Annotated in this window: 23 protein-coding genes, 1 tRNA gene and 2 pseudogenes; 4 read left to right on the forward strand and 22 right to left on the reverse strand. The window is 43.1% G+C overall.

What is annotated here, in order from left to right; translation table 11 throughout:
- The 3 genes from M8332_RS04195 to M8332_RS04205 all read right to left on the reverse strand — a co-directional run bounded on the left by M8332_RS04195 (position 1) and on the right by M8332_RS04205 (position 3,989).
- Positions 1-1,182 (reverse strand): hydroxymethylglutaryl-CoA synthase, encoded by a 1,182-nt coding sequence (locus M8332_RS04195; RefSeq protein WP_252779599.1) that lies wholly within the window; start codon positions 1,180-1,182, stop codon positions 1-3.
- A 124-nt stretch (positions 1,183-1,306) separates the two neighbouring features.
- Positions 1,307-2,491 (reverse strand): aminotransferase class I/II-fold pyridoxal phosphate-dependent enzyme, encoded by a 1,185-nt coding sequence (locus M8332_RS04200; RefSeq protein WP_252779600.1) that lies wholly within the window; start codon positions 2,489-2,491, stop codon positions 1,307-1,309.
- A 136-nt stretch (positions 2,492-2,627) separates the two neighbouring features.
- Positions 2,628-3,989: an FAD-dependent oxidoreductase gene (locus tag M8332_RS04205; RefSeq protein WP_252779602.1), complete on the reverse strand. Its 1,362-nt coding sequence runs from the start codon at positions 3,987-3,989 to the stop codon at positions 2,628-2,630.
- A 183-nt stretch (positions 3,990-4,172) separates the two neighbouring features.
- Here M8332_RS04205 and M8332_RS04210 point away from each other — a divergent pair, with 183 nt between their 5' ends.
- A complete protein-coding gene (locus M8332_RS04210) occupies positions 4,173-4,724 on the forward strand; it encodes a DUF5067 domain-containing protein (RefSeq protein ID WP_252779604.1) in 552 nt (183 codons plus the stop codon).
- A 110-nt stretch (positions 4,725-4,834) separates the two neighbouring features.
- Here the strand turns inward: M8332_RS04210 and M8332_RS04215 are convergent, their stop codons facing one another.
- The gene (locus M8332_RS04215; RefSeq protein WP_252779605.1) at positions 4,835-6,136 is read right to left on the reverse strand and encodes a 2-hydroxycarboxylate transporter family protein; all 1,302 of its coding nucleotides are present in this window, start codon (positions 6,134-6,136) and stop codon (positions 4,835-4,837) included.
- 243 nt (positions 6,137-6,379) lie between these two features.
- The gene (locus M8332_RS04220) at positions 6,380-6,616 is read right to left on the reverse strand and encodes a helix-turn-helix transcriptional regulator (protein WP_252779607.1); all 237 of its coding nucleotides are present in this window, start codon (positions 6,614-6,616) and stop codon (positions 6,380-6,382) included.
- A gap of 154 nt (positions 6,617-6,770) precedes the next feature.
- Here M8332_RS04220 and M8332_RS04225 point away from each other — a divergent pair, with 154 nt between their 5' ends.
- Together M8332_RS04225 and M8332_RS04230 are read left to right on the forward strand one after the other, a co-directional pair.
- Entirely contained in the window at positions 6,771-7,418 is a 648-nt protein-coding gene (locus M8332_RS04225; RefSeq protein WP_252779608.1) for a LexA family protein, read from the forward strand.
- 47 nt (positions 7,419-7,465) lie between these two features.
- Positions 7,466-7,819, forward strand: coding sequence for a DUF1516 family protein (locus M8332_RS04230; protein ID WP_252779609.1), 354 nt, complete (start codon positions 7,466-7,468; stop codon positions 7,817-7,819).
- A 100-nt stretch (positions 7,820-7,919) separates the two neighbouring features.
- Here M8332_RS04230 and M8332_RS04235 read toward each other — a convergent pair whose 3' ends face one another.
- From M8332_RS04235 to uvrC, 12 genes and pseudogenes are all read right to left on the reverse strand, one after another.
- Positions 7,920-8,741 carry an IS3 family transposase gene (locus tag M8332_RS04235; protein WP_252779610.1) on the reverse strand — a complete coding sequence of 274 codons (822 nt, stop codon included), beginning with the start codon at positions 8,739-8,741 and terminating at the stop codon, positions 7,920-7,922.
- Between the two features lie 37 nt (positions 8,742-8,778).
- Positions 8,779-9,057: a helix-turn-helix domain-containing protein gene (locus M8332_RS04240; protein WP_252779611.1), complete on the reverse strand. Its 279-nt coding sequence runs from the start codon at positions 9,055-9,057 to the stop codon at positions 8,779-8,781.
- 57 nt (positions 9,058-9,114) lie between these two features.
- Positions 9,115-9,237: pseudogene (locus M8332_RS07225) on the reverse strand (helix-turn-helix domain-containing protein); the annotation flags it as partial.
- Between the two features lie 90 nt (positions 9,238-9,327).
- The gene (locus tag M8332_RS04245) at positions 9,328-10,419 is read right to left on the reverse strand and encodes a restriction endonuclease subunit S (protein WP_252779612.1); all 1,092 of its coding nucleotides are present in this window, start codon (positions 10,417-10,419) and stop codon (positions 9,328-9,330) included.
- Positions 10,406-12,403, reverse strand: a pseudogene (locus tag M8332_RS04250) (HsdM family class I SAM-dependent methyltransferase). Before M8332_RS04250 ends, M8332_RS04245 begins: the two are co-directional and overlap by 14 nt.
- A gap of 290 nt (positions 12,404-12,693) precedes the next feature.
- Positions 12,694-12,783: transfer RNA gene (locus tag M8332_RS04255), tRNA-Ser, on the reverse strand.
- 65 nt (positions 12,784-12,848) lie between these two features.
- Positions 12,849-13,367, reverse strand: a complete 519-nt coding sequence (locus tag M8332_RS04260) for an adenine phosphoribosyltransferase (protein ID WP_252779613.1) — start codon at positions 13,365-13,367, stop codon at positions 12,849-12,851.
- 15 nt (positions 13,368-13,382) lie between these two features.
- Positions 13,383-15,701, reverse strand: coding sequence for a single-stranded-DNA-specific exonuclease RecJ (gene recJ / locus M8332_RS04265; protein WP_252779614.1), 2,319 nt, complete (start codon positions 15,699-15,701; stop codon positions 13,383-13,385).
- Positions 15,702-15,719: 18 nt separating this feature from the next.
- Positions 15,720-16,094, reverse strand: coding sequence for a LapA family protein (locus M8332_RS04270; RefSeq protein ID WP_252779615.1), 375 nt, complete (start codon positions 16,092-16,094; stop codon positions 15,720-15,722).
- 6 nt (positions 16,095-16,100) lie between these two features.
- The gene (gene rnz, locus M8332_RS04275) at positions 16,101-17,036 is read right to left on the reverse strand and encodes a ribonuclease Z (protein ID WP_252779616.1); all 936 of its coding nucleotides are present in this window, start codon (positions 17,034-17,036) and stop codon (positions 16,101-16,103) included.
- Between the two features lie 523 nt (positions 17,037-17,559).
- Positions 17,560-18,867 (reverse strand): GTPase ObgE, encoded by a 1,308-nt coding sequence (gene obgE / locus M8332_RS04280; RefSeq protein ID WP_252779617.1) that lies wholly within the window; start codon positions 18,865-18,867, stop codon positions 17,560-17,562.
- 22 nt (positions 18,868-18,889) lie between these two features.
- Positions 18,890-20,698, reverse strand: coding sequence for an excinuclease ABC subunit UvrC (gene uvrC / locus M8332_RS04285; protein ID WP_252779619.1), 1,809 nt, complete (start codon positions 20,696-20,698; stop codon positions 18,890-18,892).
- 149 nt (positions 20,699-20,847) lie between these two features.
- On the opposite strand from uvrC, the gene M8332_RS04290 reads away from it, so the two are divergent.
- Positions 20,848-21,018: an SPJ_0845 family protein gene (locus M8332_RS04290; protein ID WP_252779620.1), complete on the forward strand. Its 171-nt coding sequence runs from the start codon at positions 20,848-20,850 to the stop codon at positions 21,016-21,018.
- A gap of 123 nt (positions 21,019-21,141) precedes the next feature.
- Here M8332_RS04290 and M8332_RS04295 read toward each other — a convergent pair whose 3' ends face one another.
- From M8332_RS04295 to tuf, 5 genes are all read right to left on the reverse strand, one after another.
- Positions 21,142-21,660 (reverse strand): TetR/AcrR family transcriptional regulator, encoded by a 519-nt coding sequence (locus M8332_RS04295; RefSeq protein ID WP_252779621.1) that lies wholly within the window; start codon positions 21,658-21,660, stop codon positions 21,142-21,144.
- A 278-nt stretch (positions 21,661-21,938) separates the two neighbouring features.
- Positions 21,939-22,535 (reverse strand): ribosome biogenesis GTP-binding protein YihA/YsxC, encoded by a 597-nt coding sequence (gene yihA / locus M8332_RS04300; RefSeq protein WP_252779622.1) that lies wholly within the window; start codon positions 22,533-22,535, stop codon positions 21,939-21,941.
- Positions 22,522-23,847 (reverse strand): ATP-dependent Clp protease ATP-binding subunit ClpX, encoded by a 1,326-nt coding sequence (gene clpX, locus M8332_RS04305; RefSeq protein WP_252779623.1) that lies wholly within the window; start codon positions 23,845-23,847, stop codon positions 22,522-22,524. Before clpX ends, yihA begins: the two co-directional genes overlap by 14 nt.
- Positions 23,848-24,006: 159 nt before the next feature.
- Positions 24,007-25,323: a trigger factor gene (tig, locus tag M8332_RS04310; RefSeq protein WP_252779624.1), complete on the reverse strand. Its 1,317-nt coding sequence runs from the start codon at positions 25,321-25,323 to the stop codon at positions 24,007-24,009.
- 148 nt (positions 25,324-25,471) lie between these two features.
- The gene (gene tuf / locus M8332_RS04315; RefSeq protein ID WP_252779625.1) at positions 25,472-26,659 is read right to left on the reverse strand and encodes an elongation factor Tu; all 1,188 of its coding nucleotides are present in this window, start codon (positions 26,657-26,659) and stop codon (positions 25,472-25,474) included.
- Position 26,660 lies beyond the last annotated feature (1 nt).

The raw sequence follows: 26,660 nt of genomic DNA on the forward strand, positions 1-26,660 counted from the left end.
TCAATCTGCATTTTCCAGTCGGCGCTGGTACTGCCGCTTGTTGTCAACCACGCCGGTAAACACAAATTCAGCTCCATCCGGAGCGGGATCAATGGTTACGTTCGCGGTATTAAAGGTCGGCCACTGAGTAAACCATTCCTCATACTGATCAACATCCAACCGGGTGCGCTGCGCGAGGGCTGCTTCAATCCGGCTACGCCGTTGCGTATCACGAAATCCTGGTTGGACGGTCCCTACAAAGAATTCACCCTGCGCACCAGAGCCATAGCTAAACAGTCCAACCTTTGCCCCGGCCGAGAGACCCGTAGTCTGGTCTAATAGTGAGAGCAGACTTAGATACAGCGAGCCAGTATATAGATTTCCTACCTGCCGGTTATAAACCCGACTGGCTTCAAATTCACTCAACCACTGCGTCTGTTGGGCAGCAGAAACTTCGGGTAAAAGCGTTCGGAGGGCTTTTAACCCCAGCTTGGTGTAGGGCAAGTGAAACGTTAACGCCTGTAAATCAGTTAACGAACACTGCTCCTGCTCACAATAAGCATGAACCGTTTTTAAAAAGAACTGCTGGTAAATATCGTTGGAATAGTGACCATCCACCAGGGCTTCCTTCCGGTTCAAGGGGCGCCAAAAGTCCATGATGTCATCAGAGTAAACACTGCTGTTAGTACTCAGGGCAAGGGTCCGGGGATTAGCACTGATCGTCATGGCAACGGCCCCGCTTCCCTGCGTTACTTCGCCGGCAGTCTGCAGACCATACCGAGCGACATCCGTTCCAACCACTAGCGCCTGCTGGTCGGGGTGGTTTTTCACGAACTCCTTCGCCATTTGGATCCCCGCGGTTGCTCCATAGCAGGCCTGTTTGATTTCAAAGGCCCGGGCGCTCCGTGGTAATCCTAACAAGTTTTGCAGGTAAATTGCGCCCGACTTGGAGTTATCCACCCCACTTTCGCTTCCAAAGATAATCAGTGAGATCTGCTGCCGATTGGTCGCATCCAAAATGGGACTCGCCGCATTGGCAGCCATGGTGACTGCATCTTGGGACTGCGGAATCACCGCTTGTTGCGCCTGGCCGATCCCCACTAGATACTTCTGCGGGTCTTCGTTCCGAGCCCGCGCTAAATCAACTAAATCCAAGTAGTAGGCCGGAGTATAAAACCCCAGCTTATCAATTCCCACGTTCATTTTGATCACTCCATCGCTTTGATTAAATACCTTAATTCTACCGATAAATGCTCCCAATGGCAAAAAAGACGGTAGCTCTGGTGCCGGAAACAGCAAAAAAGCCCGCATCCAGCGGGCTTAATCATTAATCTTCGGTTGGTTTGATGAAGGCGGTAATTTGGGCTAAGGCTTGTTTGATTTGGGCTAAATCTGCCGCGTAAGATAACCGTAAGTACCCCTCTCCGGCCGGTCCAAAGGCGCTCCCAGGCGTAACTCCGACCTTCGCTTCCTTAGCCAAGCGGAGGGCAAACTCCCGAGAGTTTTCGGAGAACTGCGCCGGAATTTTGGCGAAGATGTAAAAGGCCCCCTCAGGGCTGACAATTCCAAACCCAAGTTGCTGTAAGGTCGTGGTCATTAAATCGCGCCGTTCCCGGTACGCCTTGCGCATGGGAATTGGATCATCCATACCGTTATTTAAGGCCTCGATGGCCGCGTACTGGGCTGGGTTTGATGGTGAGGTAACGAGATAGCCATGGACCTTATTCACGTTTTTAACGATGGCAGCGGGCCCCGCCACGTAGCCGAGCCGGTAGCCGGTCATCGCATGAGACTTAGACAGCCCATTAATTAGCAGCGTATTCGCGGGCAGTAGTTTGGCAAAAGAAACGTGCTCGCCGTCATACACCAACTCGCTGTAAATCTCATCGTCAATGACCAAGAGTCCATGCGCCTTTACAACGGCGGCTAACTCGGCTAGTTCAGCTTGCGAATACGAAACCCCCGTCGGATTCGTCGGGTAGTTTAGGACCAGTTCCTTAGCTTGCGGATGTTCGGCTAGGGTCGCCGTTAACTGCTCGGGAGTTAGTTTAAACTGGTGGGCGCTCGTATCCATTCCCACGGGAACGCCACCAGCTAGCTCAACTAAGGAAGTGTAGGCAGGATACCCCGGCATGGGAATCAAGACCTCGTCGCCCGGGTTTAGAGTGGCTAAAAAACTACTCGAAAGCGCTTCAGTCGCCCCATCCGTGACCGTAATTTCGGTTTCGGGATCATAATTAAGGTCGTACCGCCGCTGTAAGTACCCTCTAATCGCTTCGCGCAGTTTTAACCACCCATTTTGGGGCGAATAATGGGATTGATTATTGGCGATACTCTGAATTGCAGCTTCCTTCACGTGTTCCGGCGTATTGAACCCCGGTTCCCCCACGTTCAAACTGATTAACCCAGGAATATCCTGAATTTCCTTGGAAAAGGACCGAATTTGTGACGGTGTAATTGTATCTAAACGATGGTTATAAACAGTTTGTAAACGCTCATCTAACTCTGGCATGATGTGGTTCCCCCAAATTTTCCGTTTTCCCGCGTCGTTAACCTCTCGAGCCACGCGAGCAATAATTCAAACCCCAGTTTACCGGAAAATAAAAAAACTTCAAGCGGTAAACTTGAAGTTTTTTCGAAAAAAATGATTATTTATCTAATTTTTGTTCGGCTTTTTGGGCAGCCACATTCATAATGTTCCAAGGCCGATCGAAACCAGGTTGGAAGAAGAAGTCTGCATATGCCAAATCATCAACCGTTAAATGTTGTTGAATTGCCAACGAGATGGCGTTAATGTTCGCGGTCGTGTCTAACTTCGACATGATCTGAGCGCCCATTACTACGCGGGTCTTTGGATCATACGTTAACTTGAAGAACACTTCTGCATTGTATTCAGCTGGGACAAACGGCGGAACCTTCGTATCAGTGACAAAGACAGAATCAACCGTAACGCCTAATTTATCCGCAGTCACATCTTTAACTCCCGTTGATGCGAACTTGTAATCAAAGACGTGGAGTGCCGATGAACCAGACACTGCTGTGGTCTTGCGGTTGTGTCCAGTTAAGTTAGCAGCAGCGGACCGACCTTGACGCCGAGCGTTAGAAGCAAGGGCAATCAATTGTTTCTTGCCCGTTGGTGCAAATTCAATTTCAGTAGCATCCCCAACGGCAAAGATATCAGGTTGACTGGTTTGTTGGTATTCGTCAGTTTTGATCATGCCATGGTCATCGAGGTCGACAATCCCGGCTAACCACTTAGTTGCCGGCCGAATGCCGGCGGTTTCAATTACTAGGTCGGCATCCCAAGTTTCCCCAGTCGTCGAAACTACGGCAGTTACTTGGTCGTCAGCATTCCCAATGTATTCCTTCACCGATTGACTCAACCGAAGATCAACGTTCTTAGCTTTCAATTCTTCAGCGAGGATCTCCGTGAATTCAGTATCCAAGTAAGTCCCCAAAATGGTCGGGTTCGTATCAACGATGGTAACGTGCTTTCCAGCCTTAGCAAAGGATTCCGCTGCTTCGATTCCAATGTAACCAGAGCCAACAACCGTTACGTTCTTGATGTCTGGTTTAACTTCGGCAGCTCGTAACTTAATTGCCCAGTCACGCCCCCGCATTGCATAAATGTTTTGTAAATCTTTCCCGGGAACCGGAAGTTGGAACGGAACGGCACCGACACTTAAAATTAACTTGTCGTAACTAGTGGTTTGTGATTCCCCATTCTGGACGTCAACCACCGTCAGCTTGTGCCCAGCGGGATCAATGTTAGTTACTTCTGAATTGATGTGCACGTGCACACCCTTATCTTCCATTTCCGGAATGGTGGCGTAACTAACTGAGTTAACGTCCTTAACCACTCCTTGGAGGTATAATTCCATCCCACAGGACAGGAACGAAATGAAGTCACCCTTTTCGTACCAATCAATCTGCGCATCTGGAAATTGTTGTAAAACTCCGCGAACTGCTTCGTAACCACCGTGAGATGATCCAACTACTGCTACTTTCATATGCATAACTCCTCCTAAAATGAAAACATTTTGCTGCTTAATTGACTTCCATCAACAAACCAGTTTGTACTGATTATAAATAAGGACGAGCGATTTGTCCACTATTTTGTTCCGTTTATTATCAAATGATTTTATTGTACAATAAGAAGTGAACTAACGATATCACGACAAGGAGTCCTCATTGTGAAGAAAAAAATCATTCTAGGCATGGTCACCATTTGTGCCCTGGGACTGGCTGGTTGTTCCACCCCTGGCCACCATGCGAATAACGCTAAATCTAAGGCGGCCCCCACGAGTCAAACGACGCAGCCGTCCTTTCGTAACAACGTGGCCCAGTTAACCGATAAAACGATTCGGATTAAAGGGGTCAAAACAATTAAGCAACCGAACGAAACCGAACCATCGATGGTGGCGTTTATTTATCAAGTCACAAACAAATCCAAGCGAGCCCTGACGCCAAAGCAAGCTTGGAACGAAAATATGAAAGTTGCTCAGAACAAGCAGGAGCTCAAAGAAACGACCTTCAGTGACAAAACGTTGCCCCAAAATTCAGATGAACCGATTGCTAAGGGACAAACCGTTAAAAGCTCAGTGGTTTATCAATTGCAGAGTCCCAAAGCATCAATTTCCATCAATGCAAGCCAGGGCATTAATTCCAACCCGATCGATCAAAATGCTAACCAACAAATTGACGGGACGGATCTCGGGACACAAACCTTTGCCATTAACAAATAACTAGTCATTAAATTCTAAACCAGGAACCACCACCTCTAAGTTAGGCACTACGGTTCCTGGTTAAATCCATTCAAAAAGGAGACGTCTAAAGACGCCTCCTTTTAAATTTGCTATCCAAAGATCGAGATATAAATTCCCGCCATCACTAGCATAATCGCTCCGCCTAATCGGTTCCCCATTTGGGCAAATCCGATCAAGTTCATCCGGTTACAGGCAGCCAGAACCGAGATATTCCCAGTTCCACCCATCGAGTTGTTAACCAACCCGGCGGTAATTGCTGATTCCACTGGATAAAGTCCAAAGAGTTTTCCAATGAACCCGGCCGCCAGCGCAATCACAATCACACTGGTTAAGACCAACACGACAAACTGCCACGTCAATGAATGACCGAGAACTGGTAGGTCCAACTTGGTCAACCCAACTCCTGCCAATAGGGCGTGCGTCAGGTTCTTAGTAATCGAGTTACTAAAGGTAACGGCCGATTCTTCATAGTACTTAGGAATCCAACCACAGGCCTTGAAGATGATAACCAATAAAATGATAAAAGCATATTCATTTACCATCGGAATGAAGTGGTTTAACGTCAATCCAATCATTAGGAAAGCAGCCGCAATCATTAAGCCGACTCCCATTTTTTGGTAGGTAATTTTAATGCTGTCTTTAGCTACGTCATCAAAGTTTCCGGGCAACATCTTCCCGTGTCCGTTCCACTTACTGTTAGCAAATAACTTGCTAATTAACCCCGCTCCGATAATGGCAAACACGTTCCCCAAAATCACGGCCGGAAGTAACATGGAAAGAAAATCCGTGTTGCCACCAAAGGCTTCGTGGTAAATTTTTGAAAGCGGAATGGCTCCCGCTCCAATTCCCCCACCCATGACGGGAAAGGCTACATACAAGGCCCCATAGTTAAAGCCTTTTCCAATTAACATGGAAACCAACCCAACTGCTAAAAAGGCAATTGCCATTGATAAGAAGGCCACCGGCAAGAACCGGACGGATGCTTTTAATAACATCTCCCGGTTCATTCCTAAGATGGCTCCAACGATTAATGAAATGATGAAGAAGTCAATAAAACCGGTACTTGTCATAAAACTATCAACCGTTTTAATGACCGTCTTAGGAATTACTCCTGCAATGCCAAGCAATGCGGGTGCAAAGAGAGCAAATACCGCTCCCCCACCAAGGTAACTTTTAAAGATTGGTAGGTGCGCACCAAGCCAGTAGAAGATATTTCCCATGATGACCATGACAAATAACGCCCCAAAAATCCCCTGGGGCAGGATGTTTAAGCTAACTACAACAATTAAGATTACGGCCAACAAAGCGTAAACCGCTAAGCCAATTCCGTCAATTTTAAAATTGTCCAGTCGGCTAATCAGGCCTAACAGACCATTTTGTGCTTTTTTCATGAGTTACAAAACTCCCTTTTCTTTATATTTCACAATAACAAGTATATGATACTTTTCACAAAATTCAATTGTTTTTTACTGGTTTTAGCAAAAAAGCACTTAATCGCGCCCAATCCACTTAATTACAATGTGAGTAATTATGCAAACTTTGGGTTTTGCGGTAACCCATCAGGAATTCGATCACTCATGAACAAGTTCAAATGGTCAGTCTTCGTTTACTGTGTTACTTTTTTTAATTTTTTGCTACTCTGTTTTCCTTTTTCGACCATCAGCAACGAAAAAAAGATCCCGGATGTCCATATCCAACCCATCCGCAATTTTTTTAGCTAACGGTGGATATGGATTCCGTTTCCCATCGAGCACCTTACCGATGTAACCCGGATTCGAATTAATCTTACGGGCAAAACCGTTAATCGAATAACCCCGCAACGAGATCTCCTTGCGAACTTCCTCTGGATTCTTCAAGCGTAAACTCAGCATCTCCCACTCCGCCTTTCACAATAAAATCATTATTATTTACTATAGCATAGCGTTTCTGTTTTTCAATCAGTTCACGACCACACTTTTCTTTTTTTATAACAATTCCACACCCTTTTTGTTATACTAATTTAACATAGAAGGTGATTTAATAACCATGACAGAAAAAAATAAAAAATTTGGTCAAAGTATCAAAGCTCTGCGAGAAGCCAAGGGCTTTTCGGTTCGCCAAACAGCGCTCCAAGCGCAGATGTCTAATTCGTACCTTTCCCAGATTGAAAACGGCTTAGTTAACGTCCCAAAACCGATCACCCTAGAAAAATTAGCGAAGGGACTGCGGGTTCCCGTTAAAGAAATTTTTCAACTAGCAGGGTTACAAGAACCCGGCTCTCAATTTCAACCGGTCGATCGGCACCAGTTGGTGTCCGTTCCGGTGGTGGGCGAAATTGCCTGTGGACGGCCAATCGTGGCCCAAGAAAACATTGAAGCATACTTACCCACTGAACAAAGTGAACTCCCAGCGGGGACTAACTTTTACCTCAAGTGCCGTGGTGATTCGATGGCTCCCACAATTCCAAACGGAGCCTGCGTCTTAATTCACCAACAGTATCAGGTGGAAAGTGGCGACATTGCCGCGATTCTTCTAAATGAGAACGAAACGACTCTGAAACGCGTCCAGTATCAGGATGACCAGGTTATTTTGTTACCTGATAACCCCAGCCCCGCATTTCAGCCAATCATCATTAACCGGCATAATCCCGCCAAGATCATTGGCAAAGCCATTCAAGTTCAATTTAAGTTGTAGCCACTCCGTTTAAATTAAGCTGAACCCAAAAGAAAGGAAGCAACTCGATGTTAAATATGTGGATTCATTTTCTGAATTGGATCGGATTGTTAAGTGCCGCCGTAGTAGCGTTAGTCAGCACCCGGCCTCAAATCAGTCGGGTAGCCATGATGGTTTCTCGCTTTTGTTATCTAGTGGCCATTGGGACTGGAATCTTGCTGCTACCAACTGGGTGGCAGCTTCATCCGGGACTAACTACCATCAAGGTGGTCATGGGCTTAGCCGTCATTGCTAGTTTAGAAATTGCGTTTGCCCGTAAGCGCCACCACCAGTTATCAAAATTACTGATGCTGGTGGTAGGTTGCCTCTTAATTGTTGTAGCTGCTTATGGACTCTTTTTAACGCACGGAAAACCCTTGTAAACCATAAAAAAACAGTTCCGCAACTGTACTGCCCTATAAAAGTTGGACATGTTATTTATTCAGTTCTTAATGATTTATTCCGATATTCAATCGGAGTAAGTCATTTTTTGTTACCTGAAATTATTTCCTCGTTAAACCACTTAACATATTCTTCGCAGACCTGCTTTAACGAAGTTAAAGAGGTTAATTTAATCCGATTTAAACATTCTCGTTTTAACAAGCTAAAAAAAATTTCAATCGGTGCATTATCAAGACAATTACCTTTTCTAGACATGCTTTGAATGATGTGATTATCTTTAATCCAGCTTTGATAGGATGTAATTTGATAATGGAATCCCTGATCTGAGTGAATTATTATTTGCTTTAAATTTTTTTTGAACTTAGTTTCATTTAACATTTTGCTTACTAATTGGAATTTTTCATTGCTATCCACTACTAAAGAGATGACCTCACTTGAAGCTTCATCAATAATGGCTGAAATATAAGCCTTCTTACCATCAGCTAATTGAACTTGTGTAATGTCAGTGTGAAGCACTTTAAACGTTATCTTTTCATTAAAATGTTGCTTTAAAAAGTTAGGCGCAATTTTTCCCACCTTGCCAAGAAACGAGTTATATCTTTTGCTAGTTGACTTAGAATATACTTTAGTTTTAATGCCTAATTTAGTAATCAATTTTCTAACTGTTTCTTGACAAATTCTAATTCCAAATTTAACCAATCTCAAACAGATTCTTCTGTAACCGAAGGTTTCCAGATTTTTACTAAAAATGGATTTAATTTCTGATTTAACTTGTTGATATTTATCTGGTTGTTTGGCTCGTTTGAGATTGCAGTAGAAGGTTGAACGTGCCATTGAAAAGTAATGGAAAAGCTGATTAAGCGGGTATTTAGGCCTCAAAGTATTTATGACTTGTGCTTCCAATTGTCGTTTTGTCCAAGTACGATTCCGTACTTCGAGGCTAGATGTTTTTTAAGATGTCAATCTCCATCTGATTTTCATTAATTTGCATCTTTAATTTAGAAATTTCATCTAAATAAGCTGATTCTTTATCTTTTGGTAAGGATTGATCTTCATATTTTTTCTTCATTGGTGTTCTACCATGCCTTTTTGGTAATAGCCCCTTAGCACCAAAATGATTAAATTGATAAATCCAGTTTTTCACTTGACTGGGATTAAGTTTGAATTCTAATGATGTAAGACGGGTACTAGTTTCATGAGTTTTATAGTAGTTTACCACGCCTAGCTTAAACTCTCTGGAATAAATTTTATGTGATTGCTTAACATTTAAGCCTGACGGCCCTGCTGATTTATAAATTTTAATCCATTGTAGTAGATCACCATTAGCTTTGATGTTAAATTTTATAGCGGTTTCATTAACGGAAACCGAGTTATTTAAGTAAAATTCAACTACTTCTATTTTGAATTATATTTGGTCATAAAAAATTCCCCATAAAAATTAGATTTTTGTCTAACTTTTATGGGGCACTACAGTGATTGCTCAAAGTATTTAATTTGATACGTCTTTATATAAATCATACTTCTTATTAAATTCTTGAATTAATTTTTGAATATCTTTCTTTTGTATAACTTTAATATATTTTTCCATATAGTCATAATCTGGTATACCTGAATCATTACAAGGAAGTTTGATATTAATATCATAAACATCTTTTGGATAAAAGTTTTTACCATAACTAAATTTATTATATATTGATTTGCCAATAATGGTCTGAATAAATTGGATATTAAATCTATTTAAATTTTTATTTTTACTATTTAAAACAGTAATATGGTCATCAGCTCCAAATTCATAACCTCTATAAAAAGTATTTCCAAACATATCTATCGTTAGACTATCTTTCTTAAAAACATTAATATTGTTTCCCACATAGTCTGATAATCCAAACAAATTTGTGCCAGCTGTTATAAATGGAATTTTACCCTTAATACGATCATCAGATTTTAATCTTTTTCCTCTTTTTAAAGAATCAAAAATATATGAAAGATTATATTTCTTAAATATTTTATTTCTATAATCAACAAGTACTTTTTTATCCTCGTCAGTTAACTTTGTAGATTCAACATTTGGATATCCCATTGTCTTTAAATAGGCTTTGATACGTGCAACGTATTGAGCTTTGATACGTTGAATATAATTATCTATATATTCATGATCAATATCTCCGTTAGAATTTACAGGAATGACAATTATACTGTTTAAAAATTTTTCATCTACATCTCTAACTAAACCAGACATCATACACTTTGATAATTTATTTAAAACAGTTTCAAAATATAACTTATCATTCTTACAAATATTTATTTTTGGTATTACTTTTCTAACAAATTGACCTGCGTACCATGGATTATCTCTGTAAAAAAAATTCATCTGCAATAAACCGAGGCTCCATGTTCCTGCACTATTTATATTATTATCATTAACAAATCCAGTTTTACAAAGTATTCCCCTATTATCAGACGTTCTTGTTACATAGTCGTATATCTTATTACCATTGGGTTTAATTGAATCTTTATTAAAAGATAAAGTATTTTTAATTTCAAATAAATCGCTTACTTTAAATTTCTTAAACTTTGTCATCATTATCACCTTTAAGAATTTGGTCGACTTCCCAGCTAATATAATCACCAACTGTTTTCATAAAGTCTTCCTCTGTAGGCATTGTATCAATAACCTGATGTTGTTCAAAGTTCCAGTCTTTTCCAGAATCATCAATTTGATCATCAAATACTTGTTCTTTTAAATTCCATAAATGTTCATGATCATCAAGTCTAGCATTTATACCTGCCTTAACAATTTTAATTATGTCGTCATAACGTTCCACCGGATGATCAATTTCACGCATTCCACGAGCAGTCCGCTTATACCCGTCATTTCTAAAATCTATAAATCGTACTGTTTTATCAAAATCATGTGGAATACCTGTTTCAAATACATAAATTGAAGTCTGAACACCAGCACTAGGTTCAAACAAATCAATGGGCATCTTAATACTACATAGCAATGTATTATTTTTAAGGATTTTCTTATTAGTTTGAACTGCTTTACCAGAGCCAGCTGAATCCTGAATGATAATTGCTGCCTTTCCCCCTTTATCCATCCATCGCATTCCATATTCAATAAATGGCATTCCGTTTTCTGGGGCACTAAACGGTGGGTTAAGAAGCAACTTGTCAGGCCTAAAGTCGTGGTATAGATTGGGTGAATCAGGTTTAAATGTGTCTCCCTTAATAATATGAGTAGACCCATCACCACGTAAAATCATATTAGTCGATGCTAAAGTAAACATTTTTTGATTGAGTTCAACCCCAAGTAGTTGTTAGTGTTTAATATGTTCAATTTTATCTTTTGCTTGAGAACTATTTTTAATTAACTTTCGGTTAGCATCATCAATCATAATGCTCATTGATGCTATTAAGAATCCTGCGGATCCAGTGGCTAAATCCATAACGTGACTATCTAAATTGACATCTTCAATTTCAGCCATCATCTTAGTGATATATGGTGGCGTTAGAACAATTCCAATACCCTTTCCATCACCTAAGGCATACTTAAGAAATTCGGAATACATTTCACCCATAATATCTAAAACACCTTTAGTGGCATCAATAGATTTAAAAATATTTTCATAAATAAAAGTGAAAATCTGTTTATTTACAGAAGCTTCACCATTAATTAATTTAGAAACAGTTCTATCAAGATTAGTTTTTCTATCATGATCAGGGTCAGATTTAATCATATTAAAAGAGATCATCATCAAGTCAACTTTAGAATTAGGAATTTCACGGGCATTTAAATAACTTTCAATTTGATTAACAATTTGCTGACCATCTTTTTTCCCATATAATTCAGATCCTGTTAAATCATTTGGAGTTAAACCCTGCCCAATAATTCTTCCAGTAGATCTTTGTTCTACTGGTTGCATTGCCAACAAAGCGCCAGAAACATAGATTACTCGATTATCAGCAGTTATGTTCAAATTATTCATTAACTTATTTAAATTTTTGGCCTGTTTATTTAAATCAGAACGAGTTTTAATTAAAATTCTATGCTTTTCTGCGCTAGTTAGTTTGGCATTATTAATAAATTCGTCAAAAACGTCTTTATTCTCTAAAAAGTTAAAGTTACGATAATTTTCCATTAACTTTGGTTGAGAGTTTCCATCAAAAGTATAGTAAACTTTAACTTCTATATTTTCATCAACACCGGCAACTGCTATAAAAACAACTTGATCATATTTACCTGATCTAATCATTGACTGTGCATAGTTAAGCCCACCATTCACGGCATAATTACTAACACTCTTATCATCTAATTTTATTCCATCTTTATTTTCAGACACTAAATGTTTAATATCACTTTTATCTTCAATAATAACCGGAACATTATATTTTTCTATTTCAAAATCAGGTTTACCAAAATTAGACTTGCTGGTTGTCTTGGCTGCACCTTTCAAAGATTCTTTCATGTAGTCGCTCATATCAGACTCAACTGTATAAGGAACATTTAATTCATCCAGTCTTTCTTTAACCCAAAAATTAGTATTTTCCTCACTTTTCGGCATATAAACACCTCGCTGTAATTTTGTTTAAACTAACAAGCAACTCAATTTTTTAATGATACCACAATGATAAATTATTTACTCTACAAAAAAGCCGATACATTGAATCAATTTTAAATGGAATGACCAAAGAAACAAAAAAGACGCCAGCACTAACTGACGTCTTTCGTTCGTGTAAACAATCCATACACATTTAGTTCCCCTTTATTCCTTTCGGTTCCTTTTTACTTTTCAAAGAATCCCATCAAATCAAAGTTTGACGCCTTTTTAACTTGAAATAAAATGGACTAGAAAGGAGAGTACAGGATTTGAACCTGCGCGCCAAGTATAAGCTTGGTTCGCCGGATTTCGAGTCCGGTGCATTACCACTCTGCCAACTCTCCAAAATGTTACTATTCAATTATAACCAGAAATCCACGATTTTGCAAACTGAATAGCAACGGTCTTGTTAATATTGCATCAAACTAAGCATGTCGTAACCCTTAATCTGATCGCGCCCCTTCAAATCCAGTAGTTCAACGAAAAAGGCGGTTCCGGCCACAACGCCCCCAAGATCTTCGACTAATTGAATGGTCGCAGCAATCGTCCCTCCGGTTGCCAGCAAGTCGTCGGTTACCAGCACTCGTTGGCCAGGCTTAATGGCATCATCGTGAAGGTACAAGGATGATTCACCATACTCCAAGCCATAGGTGGCTTTGACCGTGTGGCCTGGTAATTTGCCCTTCTTACGGGCTGGTGCAAAGCCAATGTTTAGGTCGTACGCAACCGGGCACCCAACGATAAACCCGCGTGCTTCTGGACCAACCACCATGTCAACGTTAAGCTGTTTGGCATACTCAACAATTTGGTTAGTCGCTTGGTGGTAGGCCGCCCCGTTTTCGAGCAGAGGCGAGATATCGCGAAATAAGACGCCCGGCTCAGGAAAGTCGGGATAGCTAGCTACGTAATCTTTTAAGTTTAATGTCATTAATTAATCCTTCTTTCAATCCTCATCATGTGTACGGAGGGAACGAAGCCACTGCATTAGTTGCTGGTGACTACTTCCCAACAGCTGCTTTTCCATCCGTAAAGCCGTTTCGCGTTGTTGGTAACAAGTGGCTGACGTAAGTGCCTGGTGCGGCGGATTAGCGACCTTGTGCACGATCCCATCCTGAATCGTCACAAACCCTAATTCACTAAACACCTGCATCATAAACCCGAGGGCACGAGGATCAATGTGCAATTGTTGCCCCAGTTTAACCAATTGATTGCGAACCGTAAAGGTCGGTTGCTTGGCTAAAAACTTAAACAACTTAGCATATTGTTCCCGACTCGGCATTCCTTCTGCTTGCAACCGGCGTTTCTTATACAGATATAACGTGATTACCGCGGCTTGTGCGTGCTGCATAACCGCCTGCAAGTCAGTCAACTGCGCAGGAAAATCCACAATTACTAAGTGTTGAAACTGGCTGTGCTGAAAGTCGGCTTCTGCAAACAAGAGACTCTCCGACTGCTCGTTTAGATGCGTAGCCAGCTGCTCGCGACGCTTGGGGTCAAAAAATAAATAAGTCGCCGTGGGCTGAAACATTTGTTCCACCAACTTAGCCGTACGCCGGTCCTCAATTACTTGACCAGCTGGCGCTAAATCATCTACCATCACCTGAAAGTGCGTTTGCCCACGAAACTCGTTTTTTCCAATGGTCCCCGCCACCTTTAGATTATCAGTAAGTTGGCGCAATTCACCAAGGCATGGACCCCAGCCAAATGCAATTGCCCCCACCTTTTGCTGCTTGCCAACCAGGTCAAACTTGAGATGCTCTTTTCCAGCTCCAATTGCAAAGAGGCCCGTTACGGTTGCAGGTCGAAGCGCAAATTCTGGCTTCGGATTATCAACCCCAAAGGGACCCAACAACTGCAAACTAGCAAACAGCGTTGGAGTGATTTCATCTGGACTAATTTCATAATCAATCATTAGTTCAGCACGTTGCCCCAGTTGTAACCCCTGCTTGCGCGCAGTTGTCGCTAATTGCTCTTTAAAGGACGTCAGCTTGTCAGGTGAAAGCGTTAATCCAACCGCAATGGCGTGACCACCAAAGGCTTCTAGAAGGTCGCGCTCTGGATTCAGCGCCTGAAACAAATCAAACCCGGGGACACTCCGGCCTGATCCTTTTAAAGATCCGGTCTTCGTGTTCGTCAGAACTAAGGTCGGTTTTTGAAACTGCTCCCGAATTCGACTTGCCACAATGCCCAGCACGCCTTCGTGCCAATCGGTTCCAACTAATACCAACACGGGTTGCTCAGGTTGAGCTATAGCCAGTTGCTCAGCTTGCTTAGTGATGGTCGTGACCAACTGTTTCCGTTCCTCGTTAGTTTGCATCGTTTGCTTCGCTAACTTCGTTGCCACCTGATCGTCATCCGTCGTTAATAATTCAATTCCGGGCGCGGCGGACCCCATCCGGCCAATTGAATTTAACGCGGGCGCAATTTGAAATCCAATCTTTTCTTCATCAACCTGAGGGAGCTTTAGTTTGGCTTGCTTAACCAGGGCCTTGAGCCCGGGCCGCTCCGTTAAATGAATCACGTTCAAACCAAATTGCACTAGTGCCCGGTTCTCACCAGTCAGCGAGACCAAATCAGCAATCGTTCCAAGCGCAGCTAAATCGAGTTTTTCCTGGGGAAGCTCATCCATTAGTGCGGTGGCAACCTTAAAGGCAATTCCAGCTCCCGAAAGCTGCTTAAAGGGATAATCGGGACTCAGCTCCGCATGCACGATTGCATCCGCGGGAGGCAGCTCATCTGGCAGTTCGTGGTGATCTGTGACTAGTACTGCACAACCTAACTCGTGTGCCCGGGCAATCGCAGTGGCACCCGCCACTCCGTTATCAACGGTTACAATTAACGAGGTCCCCGCGTTAATCAATTTTTCAAACGCCGCCACGTTCGGACCATAACCATCGACGAACCGATTAGGAATGTAATAATTTACCCGAGCTCCCATTTCTAGGAGGGTTTCGTATAAAATGGCGGTACTGGTTAATCCATCAGCATCATAATCCCCGTAAACCGTAATTTGCTCATCATTCGCAATGGCCGTTTGAATTCGTTCAACCGTGGTTTCCATATCGTGTAACAACCATGGATCAAGTAAATCAGACTCATCTGGATGTAAAAAATGTTGCACTTCATCCGCATCGGTATGCCCCCGTTTGATCAGGAGTTCCGTTGCTAACTTCGGTAATCCGAAGGTCTCACTCAACTCCGCTACCTGCTCTGCCGCTACCGGAGTCTGGTTTAAGTTCCAATCAAATTTTGCGGAAAGCACCACAATCCCTCTTTCCCGCTAGTTTTTGGTTGAATCAGTTGGCGGCGTCGGTTGTTCATTTTGGTTCGCCACTGCAGCTGCCTTTTGGTTCGCCAACTGATCCTGATCTTGGTCTAAAAGCTGATCCTTTAAGGATGAAATTTCCTTATTCAAAGCGTTAATTTCCTTCGTGGCCGCCTTTGATTCCCGGTGTTTCTTCAACGTGGAGAACGATGAGAAGAGAAACATCAAAATCGCTCCGACAAATAAGCTCCCCAAAATAATCAAAATCAGGGGGAATTCGACCGTGGTAAACCCAAAATTAATCTTGGTACTCGTCATGTTCATCAATACAAAGAGCGCCATGATAATGATTAGGACTAGCGCTGTAATTACTCCAACTTGTTTTTTCATGCTCAGTTACTCCTTCTTTTGAAATGGAATCTCAATCACATCAAAGTCTTTAACTACCTTGCTGCGGGGAAAAATCTGTTGGGCCTGTTGTTGCAGTTCACGTGCCATTTTAGCCGTATACCGAGCGGAAATGTGCGTTAGTAGTAACCGCCCCACCCGGGCTTGTTCCGCCGTCTGGGCAGCCTGAATATTAGTCGAATGGAAATAATTATGGGCGAGCTTGGCTTCCCCTTTTCCAAACGTACTTTCATGCACCAAAACGTCCGCGTGGTCTGCTAAGGCGGCGATGTTGCCTGTCTTGCGCGTATCACCAAGGATCGTTACCGTCCGGCCGGGCTGGGGCGCTCCAATAAAGTCTTGACCATTAATGGTTCGCCCATCAGCTAACGTGATCTGTTGTCCCAGTTTAAGCTTACCATAAACCGGCCCCGCCGGGATATGCTGCTCTTGCAATTTGTCGACCATTAATTCACCCGGATGGTCATGTTCTTCCACTCGAAACCCCCAGGATTCGATTTGGTGGTCTAACTGAGCCGCCTTGACCGTAAATTGCGCATCTTCAAAAATCACCCCGGGACTGGTTAGCTCCACATAATGAATGTGATATGCAAGCCGGGTTTGACTAACTTGTAACGCCGTCTGCACGTAACGTTTAATCCCGACCGGTCCATAAATGGTTAAGTCCTCATTGCCACCCTGAAACGAACGACTGGACAATAGCCCTGGGAGCCCAAAAATGTGATCCCCGTGTAAATGCGTAATGAAAATTTTGTTAATCTTGCGTGGCTTTAAAGTCGAGCGGAGAATTTGTTGCTGGGTGCCTTCGCCACAATCAAACATCCAAACTTCATTGGCTTCATCCAGAAGGCGGAGTACCACACTGGAAACGTTTCTAAATTTACCCGGTACCCCAGCTCCGGTACCAAAAAACTCTAACTGCATATTTTTTACCGTTCCTTTACGGACGCATCCAACTCTGTAAGCGCCTAAACTCATATTCTAATTGTAGCCTATTTGCCTTAAAAAATCATAGCGGGTTGCAGTCCTACAATCCCTCGTTAACTGCTTTAATCATACTATTGCCCCGAGGGCTGGCGCAAACTGTGCTAAAATAAGACCAATTAAATCCAGTCTTTAGCAAGCAGGTGATCATATCAAGCTTTCCCAATTCAACGTTTCAGCGGTTGACCTTGATCCGTACCGGTTCCTCTTTGTCGAAATCCAGCACGAACTCTGGCCGGTAACTGAACTTCAGTTCCACGCCCAGCGCCTCTTTTTAGTTACGAGTGATGCCACGACTAAACCGTTGACCCTCGAACAGTTTGAGGCCCGAACCCAGCAACTTTCAAGCCACCTTGGACTATTTATCAATCCAAGCGCCCCCCAACCGTTGTTTGGCTATCGCTTACAACCGCACCAACTTATTTTTGGCTAAAAAAGTAGTTAACGGTAGTTAACTACTTTTTTAATTTACGTAATCAAACGTAAAATCGAAAATGCGAACAAGATCGCCATCCTGAGCTCCAGCAGCGCGCAAGGCATCATCAATTCCCATACTGCGCATCTGACGGGTAAACCGCATCATGCTTTGCGTATGATCCGTATTGGTCATTTTAAAGAGCCGTTCAATTTTTGGACCACTAATGACCCACGTTCCTTCCTCATCACGGTGAAGGGTGAACGGTGCTTCCTGGGCTTCAGGACCCGGATACATCGTTGCCTCACTTGCTTCCGTTTCGTCAGCAGCAATCACTGGGAATTTCGGCGTCTGAGCCAGTAATTCGCCGGTGTCGCGAATCAACATTTGTAAGCCTTGATGCGTTACGGCCGAAATCGGAACCACTTTGCGGGCAAGGTGGTCACCGTGTTTTGCTAACTCTGCCTGAAAGTGTTGCAAATTAGCAGCACTTTCAGGCAGATCCATTTTACTGGCGACGATAATCTGGGGGCGCTCCAATAACTGCGGATCAAAATTTGCTAACTCGGCGTTAATCTTTTGGTAATCTACATATGGATCACGACCCTCAACTCCACTCATATCAACGACATGGAGAATCACCCGCGTCCGTTGAATGTGGCGCAAGAATTCAAACCCGAGCCCGACTCCCTGCGATGCGCCTTCAATCAATCCCGGTAAATCCGCGATCACAAAGTCATTACCCGCATCGTTTTGAACAATTCCAAGGTTCGGTACTAGGGTCGTAAAGTGATACTGCGCGACCTTGGGTTTAGAATTGGTAATCGTTTTTAATAAGGTCGATTTTCCTGCGGAGGGAAATCCAACCAGACCAACGTCAGCTAGCAATCGCAGTTGGAGACTAACTTCCATCTCTTCGCCGGGTTCGCCATTTTCAGCAATTTCTGGTGCTGAATTACGCGCCGTTGCAAAGTGGACGTTCCCACGTCCACCGCGACCACCGTGCGCAATCACCACTTCTTGGCCGGGTTCGGTTAAATCGGCGATCGGTTGCTCCGTGGCTTGATTATAAACCGTGGTCCCTTCTGGAACCTTGATTACTAAATCAGCGGCACTCGCGCCCGTCATCTTTTTGTTAGCGCCGTTTCCACCATTGTCAGCTTTAAACAATTTTTTATACTTAAAGTCCATCAGGGTACTCATTCCAGAATCCACCTGAAACACGACGTCGCCACCATGGCCCCCATCACCACCGGAGGGACCGCCATTTGGAACGTACTTCTCGCGCCGAAAGCCGACCATTCCATCGCCGCCCTTCCCCGCTTTTACTTTAAAGTTAACTTGATCTACAAACATATTTTCTCCGTTCTGTGTTTACCTATTTTAGGACTGACTGCCCGGTCGCAACCTGGGTTGCAAATGAATAGTGAATGGTTTGTGCCACCGTCTTAGAAATTCCAAGCGCCTGTAGCTCCTCAACCGAGGCAGTCTCAATCTTTTTCATGGACCCAAACGTGCGGAGCAGTTTATTGCGAGTTTTCGGTCCCACCCCTTTAATACTATCTAATCGCGAGGTCATCGAATTTTTACTGTGTAAGTCATGATGGAAACTAATTGCGAACCGGTGCACTTCGTCTTGAATTCGCTGAACGAGGTAAAAGGCCTGACTGTGCGGATCTAAATCAACGTGCTGGTCGTTATCACCGTACAACAAGTCAGCAGTTTTATGTTTCAGGTTCTTTACCATCCCAGCCACCGGAATCTGTAAGCCTAATTCATTCTCTAAGACATCGCGGGCAGCATTTAACTGAATCTCACCTCCATCCATCAAAATCAGATCGGGTAATTCAGCGTGTTCCTTGAGCAACCGGGTATACCGTCTCCGAATCACTTCACGGGTACTAGCCGCTTCATCCGCATGATCGACCGTCTTAAGTTTATACTTTCGGTACATGTTCTTATTCGGTTTCCCGGCTTCAAAAACGACTAGGGCCGACACGAGGTCCGCTCCATCAATGTGCGAGTGGTCAAAGGCTTCGATGCGGTTCACCGGCGGGAGCTGCAACGCTTGACTAAGTTCTTTAACGGCCCCCACCGTTTTTTTCTGGTTCATTTCTAACAACCGGAACTTTTCATCTAATACATACTTCGCATTTTCACGCGCCATCCGGAGTAAAGCTCGTTTTTGACCGCGGACCGGGGTACGAGCTGGAATTCCAGTTAGTTCGGTAATCACATCCGTGTCAATCTCCGCTGGTACCAAAATTTCTCGCGGCTTAACCTTCCCCTGCTGATCATAAAACTGAACGATAAAATTAGTTAGTTCTTCTTCTGGCGTACTTAAAATCGGGAACAGGCGCTTAGTGCGCTTCATCAAGCGGGCTTGGCGAATGTAAAAGACTTGAATCGACAACCAGCCATTGTTGGCATAGAAGTTAAAGACGTCGCGTTGCGTATAATCATGGGAAATGATTTTTTGCTTTTCGACCGTAGCCTGGATGTAATTTAACTGGTCCCGCACTTCTGCCGCCCGTTCAAACTCCAAGTTGGCGGCGGCGCTGTTCATGCGCTTCGTCAAAATTTGTTTGGCTTCCGTCACGTTTCCGTTTAAAAATGATTTAATCTTCTTAATCTGGGCCTGGTACTCGGACTTTGGAACCTCCCGGAAGCACGCACCGAGACATTGATCCATGTGATAATACAAGCACGCCCGCCCCTGATAGCCATTACACCGGCGTAACGGATACATTTTTTGCAAGAACTTCAGAGTTTCATCGGCGGCGTACACATTTGGATACGGACCATAGTAATAAGCATTATCATTTTTAATGTAGCTCGTTACCAACATCCGCGGATCCTTTTCGTTGGTAATCTTAATGTACGGATAACCGCCCGTTCCGTTTTTCAACCGAACGTTATAGTACGGCCGGTACTTTTGGATCAACGTAATTTCTAGGAGAAATGATTCCTTATCGGTCGCAGTAATAATCGTTTCGTAATCAGCAATGTTTTTCACCAACTTCGCCCGCCGACCGGTCTGCCGACTCTTAAAATAGGAGCGGACTCGATTCTTTAAGTTCTTAGACTTCCCGACATAAATGACCTTGCCGTTTTGATCCTTCATAATGTATACTCCTGGCTTCTCCGGCAGGAGCTTTAACTTATTTTCGATGTGTTCAGAGGCCACTAGCGTTCCTCCTTTCTAACCAAAAGTGCTCAAATTTAATTATAAATAAATTAATTTCATTTGTATAACCAAACGTCCGTACTTACCTAAGTAACTAAATGACAAGCAGCTCTCTTTTTGCTATCATGGGAGCAAAAGGAGTGAACGCAATGGGCTTACACATTAATAAACAAGCTGATTTGGATGAAATGTTGAATAAATTTGCCAAGATTAATCCAAAAAATAATCAGCGCAGTGATTATTTAAAAAAAGACGAAACCGAAGATCGTGATGCCGAAGCAGAACGTCATGATCGCTTCTTCAAAAAAAACCATAAGTAAAGGGGATTGACTACTAGATAGTCAATCCCCCTTTTTTGTTTGACTTAAGATTCATTGGCCACAAGGATTTTAATTATGGACGGTTCCCACAGACTTGTCAAGCTCGGCTGCCAAGAACCCTGCCTAATAAAACTTCAGCAGAATCTCAGCAATTTTATGGGCTAGCTGCGGTAAATCAGCAAATTTATTTTCCACAACGACTTCTTCCATGAGGCCATCGATTCCATAGTCAATAAAATCGACTTCAGTGGCATCAAGCTTGAGATCTTTGTCCATGAGCGATTTTCGCGTAAATTCGTAAAATTTCTTGCGAAAGAGATAGGAAGCACTACTTTGAAACAAACTTGAGAAAAAAACCTGATTTTCTTGGAAAAAATTAACCCAGATGCGGGCTTTGTCCTCTACATTATTCATCTCTAAATCCTGACAGGCCGCAAATAGGTCCTCTAGGTAGTGGTTTAAGAACTGGTCCATCAGCTCGTACTTATCCGAAAAGTGCAGGTAAAACGTTTTTCTTCCAATGTTGGCTTCATCGCAAATCATTTTAATGGTAATGTGCTCTAAATCATTCGTTTCCAATAGATGTTTAAAGCTTGCTTCAATGGCAGCTTGGGTTTTTAAAATTCTTCGATCGGTTGCCATGATTTCTCCTTTTACTAGTTAACAATCGTTAACCGGTTTTTTATTTCAATCAAGGGGTGGCATGATTGCAAGTGTGGTTGCATTATTTACACCTTTTATTATACTACTGTGTAATATTTCATTGCAATGTAAAATTGTGAAAAGCGCCGCTTTTTCCTAATTTCCGTTAAAACTGGTGGCTTAACCTTCAGGCAACAAAAAAGGACTTACCCCGATTGAATATCGGAATAAATCCTTAAAAACTGAATCAATGGCATGACCACCTTTTATGGGGTCCTTCATTGGCTTGCTGATTGAATTTGTTGAGTAATCCACGCTTCAATTTCAGCTTGACCGACCTTGGTTTTAGCGGAAAACATCACCAGCGGTTCCTCCGCTTCGAGTTCCAACTCGCGCCGCAGTAACTGTTTTTGCTGAGCAATCTTGCTCTTCGGAAGCTTATCTACTTTAGTGGCAACGTATAAAACTGGAATGTGATAAAAATCCAGCCAATCACGCATTTGGAGATCATAGTCACTCGGACGGTGCCGACCATCAATCAAATTAATGACCCCGCGGAGGGTTTTCCGTTGGGTCAAATAGGTTTCAATCATGGTAGCCCACTTTTCCCGTTCCTGCTTAGATACCTTAGCATAGCCATAACCGGGAACATCTACAAAGTAGAGTTCCTGGTTAATCGCATAAAAATTTAAGGTCTGCGTTTTTCCCGGTTGCCCAGAGGTATGCGCAAAATCCTTTCGATTCATCAGCACGTTCGTCAAAGAGGATTTACCCACGTTCGACCGACCTAAAAACCCAATTTCCGGGTAGCCCGTCGTGGGATACTGCTTCGGATCAACCGCACTGATGGTTAATTCAACATCAGTTACTTTCATCTGCATGGTCCTTTCCGGCAGACTCCTTCACCTTTGCTTTTAAAACTAGCTTTGGTTCCGAATGGTTCACAACCGTGGCTTTGGTTACGATTACTTCGGCAATGTCATCACGACTCGGAATGATAAACATAATATCGCGCATCACGCTTTCAATAATCGAGCGCAACCCCCGGGCCCCGGTGTTACGGCTAATTGCTTCCTGGGCCATTTCTTGAAGGGCTGGCTTTTCAAAGGTTAACTTAACCCCTTGTAGTGCCAACAGCTTTTGATACTGCTTAACTAAGGCGTTTTTAGGTTCAGTCAGAATCCGGATTAGGTCGTGTTCATCAAGCTTGTTTAAGGCCGTTAGAATTGGTAACCGACCGATGAATTCTGGAATTAACCCAAACTTCATGAGGTCCTCTGGGATAACTTGCTGCATGAGCTCATCATCACTTTCCTTTAGAACTTCATGGTGCTTCGAGCCAAACCCGATAGTTTGATCTCCAAGGCGTTGCTTGACGATGTTTTGGATGCCTGGGAACGCCCCCCCAACGATAAATAAGATGTTCTTGGTATCAATCTTAATAAATTCCTGTTGGGGATTTTTCCGCCCGCCCTTTGGGGGCACGTTAGCAACCGTCCCTTCCAAAATCTTCAGGAGGGATTGTTGCACTCCTTCCCCGGAAACATCCCGGGTGATGGAGACATTCTCACTTTTCTTGGCAATTTTATCAATTTCATCGATATAAATGATGCCCTTTTCGGCTCGTTCCACGTCAAAATCGGCGTTCTGCAATAATTTCAGCAGAATGTTTTCTACGTCTTCGCCGACGTATCCGGCTTCCGTTAACGTCGTTGCATCCGCAATTGCAAAGGGAACGTTGATAATGTTAGCTAGGGTTTGGGCAATGTAGGTCTTTCCCGACCCGGTTGACCCAATCATACAAATGTTACTCTTTTGAATCTCGGTGTCGGCTTCTACCGCTTGATAAGCCGCTTGCTCGCCATCAGTGTCTTCGGCTTCATCGTGGTCGAGATCCTTAATCCGTAAGTAGTGATTGTAGACCGCCACCGCGAGGGTCTTTTTCGCTTCCGTTTGTCCAATTACGTAGTCATCTAACCGCTCCACGATTTCCTGTGGCGTTAACACGTTAATGTCCTCACTACCACCTTGATTACGAAGCTCGTCACTAATAATTTGTTCGCACAAATCAATGCATTCATTACAAATGTACACACCGGGACCAGCCACAATTTTCTTAACCTGATCCTGAGTTTTGCCACAGAATGAACAGCGAACCGCTTTGTTATTTTCGTCGTCATCAAACATGATTCTGTCCCCTTACTTCTTCATTAATTGTTCATCTAAGTCAAAAAAAGTACCTTTCAAACTATACCATAAAGCCCGGGGCTTGCAAAAAGGTTTGTTTATACAAAAAGACCATGTTGAATAGCCATCAACATGATCTTTTTCCCGTAACCAGCCGAACTAGTTGTTGTCCTGGTCATCATCGTTACTATCAGTTTCAGCAACTTGGTTGGCACTATCAGTTACCAAATCAACTGCTTTTTCAATCGCAATGTCATGTTTCAACATGTCATCAGATAATGCCCCGCGGACAGCTGCTTCTTTCATTCCGTATTGTTCCGCAAGGTCTTTAACTTGTTGTGCTACTTCTTCATCAGTGGGTTCAATCTTTTCTGCCTTAACAATGGCTTCTAAGACTAAGCTCGTTTTAACCCGTTCTGGTGCCCCGGCTTCAAACTGTTTCTTCAGGTCAGCTTGGCTCGTCCCCGTTAACTTGAAGTACATGTCAGCAGAAATCCCTTGTTGTTGAATTCCAGCTAGGTACTGATCCATTTGCCGTTGGATGTCTTCATCCAACATAGCTTGTGGGATATCTTCAACCGTAGCGTTTTGAACGGCGGCCTTGATGGCATCGTTTTGCACCGTATCGTGAGCACTAGCTTCTTTTTGTTCCTTGAGTTCTTTTTTCGTTTTTTCTTTCAATTCGTCAAGGGTATCAACATCTTCATCAACGTCCTTGGCAAATTCATCGTCCAGGTTCGGTAGTTGTTTTTCCTTAACTTCATGGACTTTGGTAGCAAAGAGCGCTTCTTTTCCAGCTAAATCATTTTGTTGGTAATCAGTTGGGAACGTAACCTTAACTTGGACTTCATCGCCAGCCTTGTGACCAATCAGTTGGTCTTCGAAACCGGGGATAAAGGAACCAGACCCTAATTCTAAGGCGTAGTTATTGGCTTTGCCACCTTCAAAGTGCTCCCCATCAACGGATCCATCAAAATCAATGGTAACCGTGTCGCCTTCTTTAGCCGGACGATCAACTAACACTAATTCGGCTTGGCTTTGCCGTAATGAATCTAACTTAGCATCAACGTCTTTTTTGTAAACCCGGGTGTTTTGCTTGGGAACGGAAACGCCCTTGTATTGACCCAGTTTAACTTCTGGCTTCACACTTACTTCTGCTTTTAATACCCATGGTTTCCCTTTTTCCATTGATTCAACGCTAATTTGGGGTTGACCAACGGCATCGATGCCAGCGTCAGCAACGGCACCAGCGTATGCTTCAGGAAGCACAATGTTTAAGGCATCTTGATATAAAGCTTCTTCACCGTACATTTGATCAAAAACTTGACGGGAAACTTTTCCCTTCCGAAATCCAGGAACATTCAAGTTTTTTTTGTTCTTTTGAAAGGCTTGGTCTAATCCTGATTTAATTTGATCAGGACCAATTTCGAACGTTAATTCACCTTTATTTGCTTCTTTTTTTTTCCACTCTGCCATTTATATTCCTCCAACATGAAAAAACGAACGTTTCTTCAAGTAATTAAGATACGTTCCTATTCTAACGTATCCATCCCTAAATGTAAACATTTACCGCCAATATAAAAAGGCCGAAGACCTTGTCTTCGACCCTTTTACGTAGGAACAATTAGTCGTCGATTTCAGTAACAGTACCGGCACCAACAGTGTGTCCACCTTCACGAATAGTGAACTTAGTTCCTTTTTCAATGGCAACTGGTTTCGTTAATTCAACGTGGAACGTAACGTTATCACCAGGCATAACCATTTCTTTGTCCTTGTCTAATTCGATCACACCAGTAACATCAGTAGTGTGGAAGTAGAATTGCGGACGGTAGTTTGAGAAGAATGGAGTGTGACGTCCACCTTCTTCTTTGGTCATGATGTACACTTCGGCAGTGAACTTTTCGTGAGTCTTAACTGAACCAGGGGCAGCAAGCACCTGTCCACGAACCACTTGGTCACGGTTAACACCACGAAGTAAGGCACCAACGTTGTCCCCAGCTTCACCAAGGTCAAGCGTTTTACGGAACATTTCAAGTCCAGTAACCGTCGTCTTAATGATATCAGGAACTAACCCAACGATTTCAACTTCGTCACCGACTTTAACAGTACCACGATCGATACGACCTGAAGCAACAGTACCACGACCAGTGATCGTAAATACATCTTCAATTGGCATCAAGAATGGTTTGTCTTCTTCCCGGTCAGGAGTTGGGATGTACTCGTCAACAGTGTCCATCAACTTCATAATTTGTTCTTGAGCTTCTTTGTCCCCGTTTAAGGCCTTCAAAGCAGAACCACGAATAACTGGAACGTTGTCACCATCGTAACCGTATTCTGACAGTAGTTCACGAACTTCCATTTCAACTAAGTCAATCAGTTCGTCATCATCCACCATGTCAGTCTTGTTTAAGAAGACGATAATGTGATCAACTCCAACTTGTTTAGCTAACAAGATGTGTTCACGAGTTTGTGGCATTGGACCATCAGTTGCGGCAACAACTAAGATTGCACCATCCATTTGAGCAGCACCAGTAATCATGTTTTTAACATAATCGGCGTGTCCAGGAGCATCGATATGAGCGTAGTGACGCTTTTCAGTTTCGTATTCGATGTGGGCAGTATTAATAGTAATACCACGTTCTTTTTCTTCTGGAGCAGCATCGATATCAGAGAAGTCTTCGGCTTTTGCCAACCCTTTTTCTGACAATACTTTTGAAATTGCTGCAGTTAAAGTAGTCTTCCCGTGGTCAATATGGCCAATAGTACCAATATTAACGTGGGGCTTTGTTCTTTCGTAATGTTCTTTTGCCATT

It is taken from the genome of Fructilactobacillus ixorae (assembly GCF_024029915.1).
GTDB lineage: Bacteria > Bacillota > Bacilli > Lactobacillales > Lactobacillaceae > Fructilactobacillus > Fructilactobacillus ixorae.

Bases quoted from the DNA above. Each gene is read 5' to 3' on its own strand.
- M8332_RS04205 (WP_252779602.1), bottom strand. From the start codon at position 3,989: ATGAAAGTAGCAGTAGTTGGATCATCTCACGGTGGTTACGAAGCAGTT.
- clpX (WP_252779623.1), bottom strand. From the start codon at position 23,847: ATGTTTGATGACGACGAAAATAACAAAGCGGTTCGCTGTTCATTCTGT.
- M8332_RS04195 (WP_252779599.1), bottom strand. From the start codon at position 1,182: ATGAACGTGGGAATTGATAAGCTGGGGTTTTATACTCCGGCCTACTAC.
- M8332_RS04290 (WP_252779620.1), top strand. From the start codon at position 20,848: ATGGGCTTACACATTAATAAACAAGCTGATTTGGATGAAATGTTGAAT.
- M8332_RS04225 (WP_252779608.1), top strand. From the start codon at position 6,771: ATGACAGAAAAAAATAAAAAATTTGGTCAAAGTATCAAAGCTCTGCGA.
- M8332_RS04245 (WP_252779612.1), bottom strand. From the start codon at position 10,419: ATGACAAAGTTTAAGAAATTTAAAGTAAGCGATTTATTTGAAATTAAA.
- M8332_RS04220 (WP_252779607.1), bottom strand. From the start codon at position 6,616: ATGCTGAGTTTACGCTTGAAGAATCCAGAGGAAGTTCGCAAGGAGATC.
- M8332_RS04230 (WP_252779609.1), top strand. From the start codon at position 7,466: ATGTTAAATATGTGGATTCATTTTCTGAATTGGATCGGATTGTTAAGT.
- tuf (WP_252779625.1), bottom strand. From the start codon at position 26,659: ATGGCAAAAGAACATTACGAAAGAACAAAGCCCCACGTTAATATTGGT.
- yihA (WP_252779622.1), bottom strand. From the start codon at position 22,535: ATGAAAGTAACTGATGTTGAATTAACCATCAGTGCGGTTGATCCGAAG.
- obgE (WP_252779617.1), bottom strand. From the start codon at position 18,867: ATGTTTGTAGATCAAGTTAACTTTAAAGTAAAAGCGGGGAAGGGCGGC.
- M8332_RS04215 (WP_252779605.1), bottom strand. From the start codon at position 6,136: ATGAAAAAAGCACAAAATGGTCTGTTAGGCCTGATTAGCCGACTGGAC.
- rnz (WP_252779616.1), bottom strand. From the start codon at position 17,036: ATGCAGTTAGAGTTTTTTGGTACCGGAGCTGGGGTACCGGGTAAATTT.
- M8332_RS04200 (WP_252779600.1), bottom strand. From the start codon at position 2,491: ATGCCAGAGTTAGATGAGCGTTTACAAACTGTTTATAACCATCGTTTA.
- tig (WP_252779624.1), bottom strand. From the start codon at position 25,323: ATGGCAGAGTGGAAAAAAAAAGAAGCAAATAAAGGTGAATTAACGTTC.
- M8332_RS04260 (WP_252779613.1), bottom strand. From the start codon at position 13,367: ATGACATTAAACTTAAAAGATTACGTAGCTAGCTATCCCGACTTTCCT.
- M8332_RS04295 (WP_252779621.1), bottom strand. From the start codon at position 21,660: ATGGCAACCGATCGAAGAATTTTAAAAACCCAAGCTGCCATTGAAGCA.
- M8332_RS04270 (WP_252779615.1), bottom strand. From the start codon at position 16,094: ATGAAAAAACAAGTTGGAGTAATTACAGCGCTAGTCCTAATCATTATC.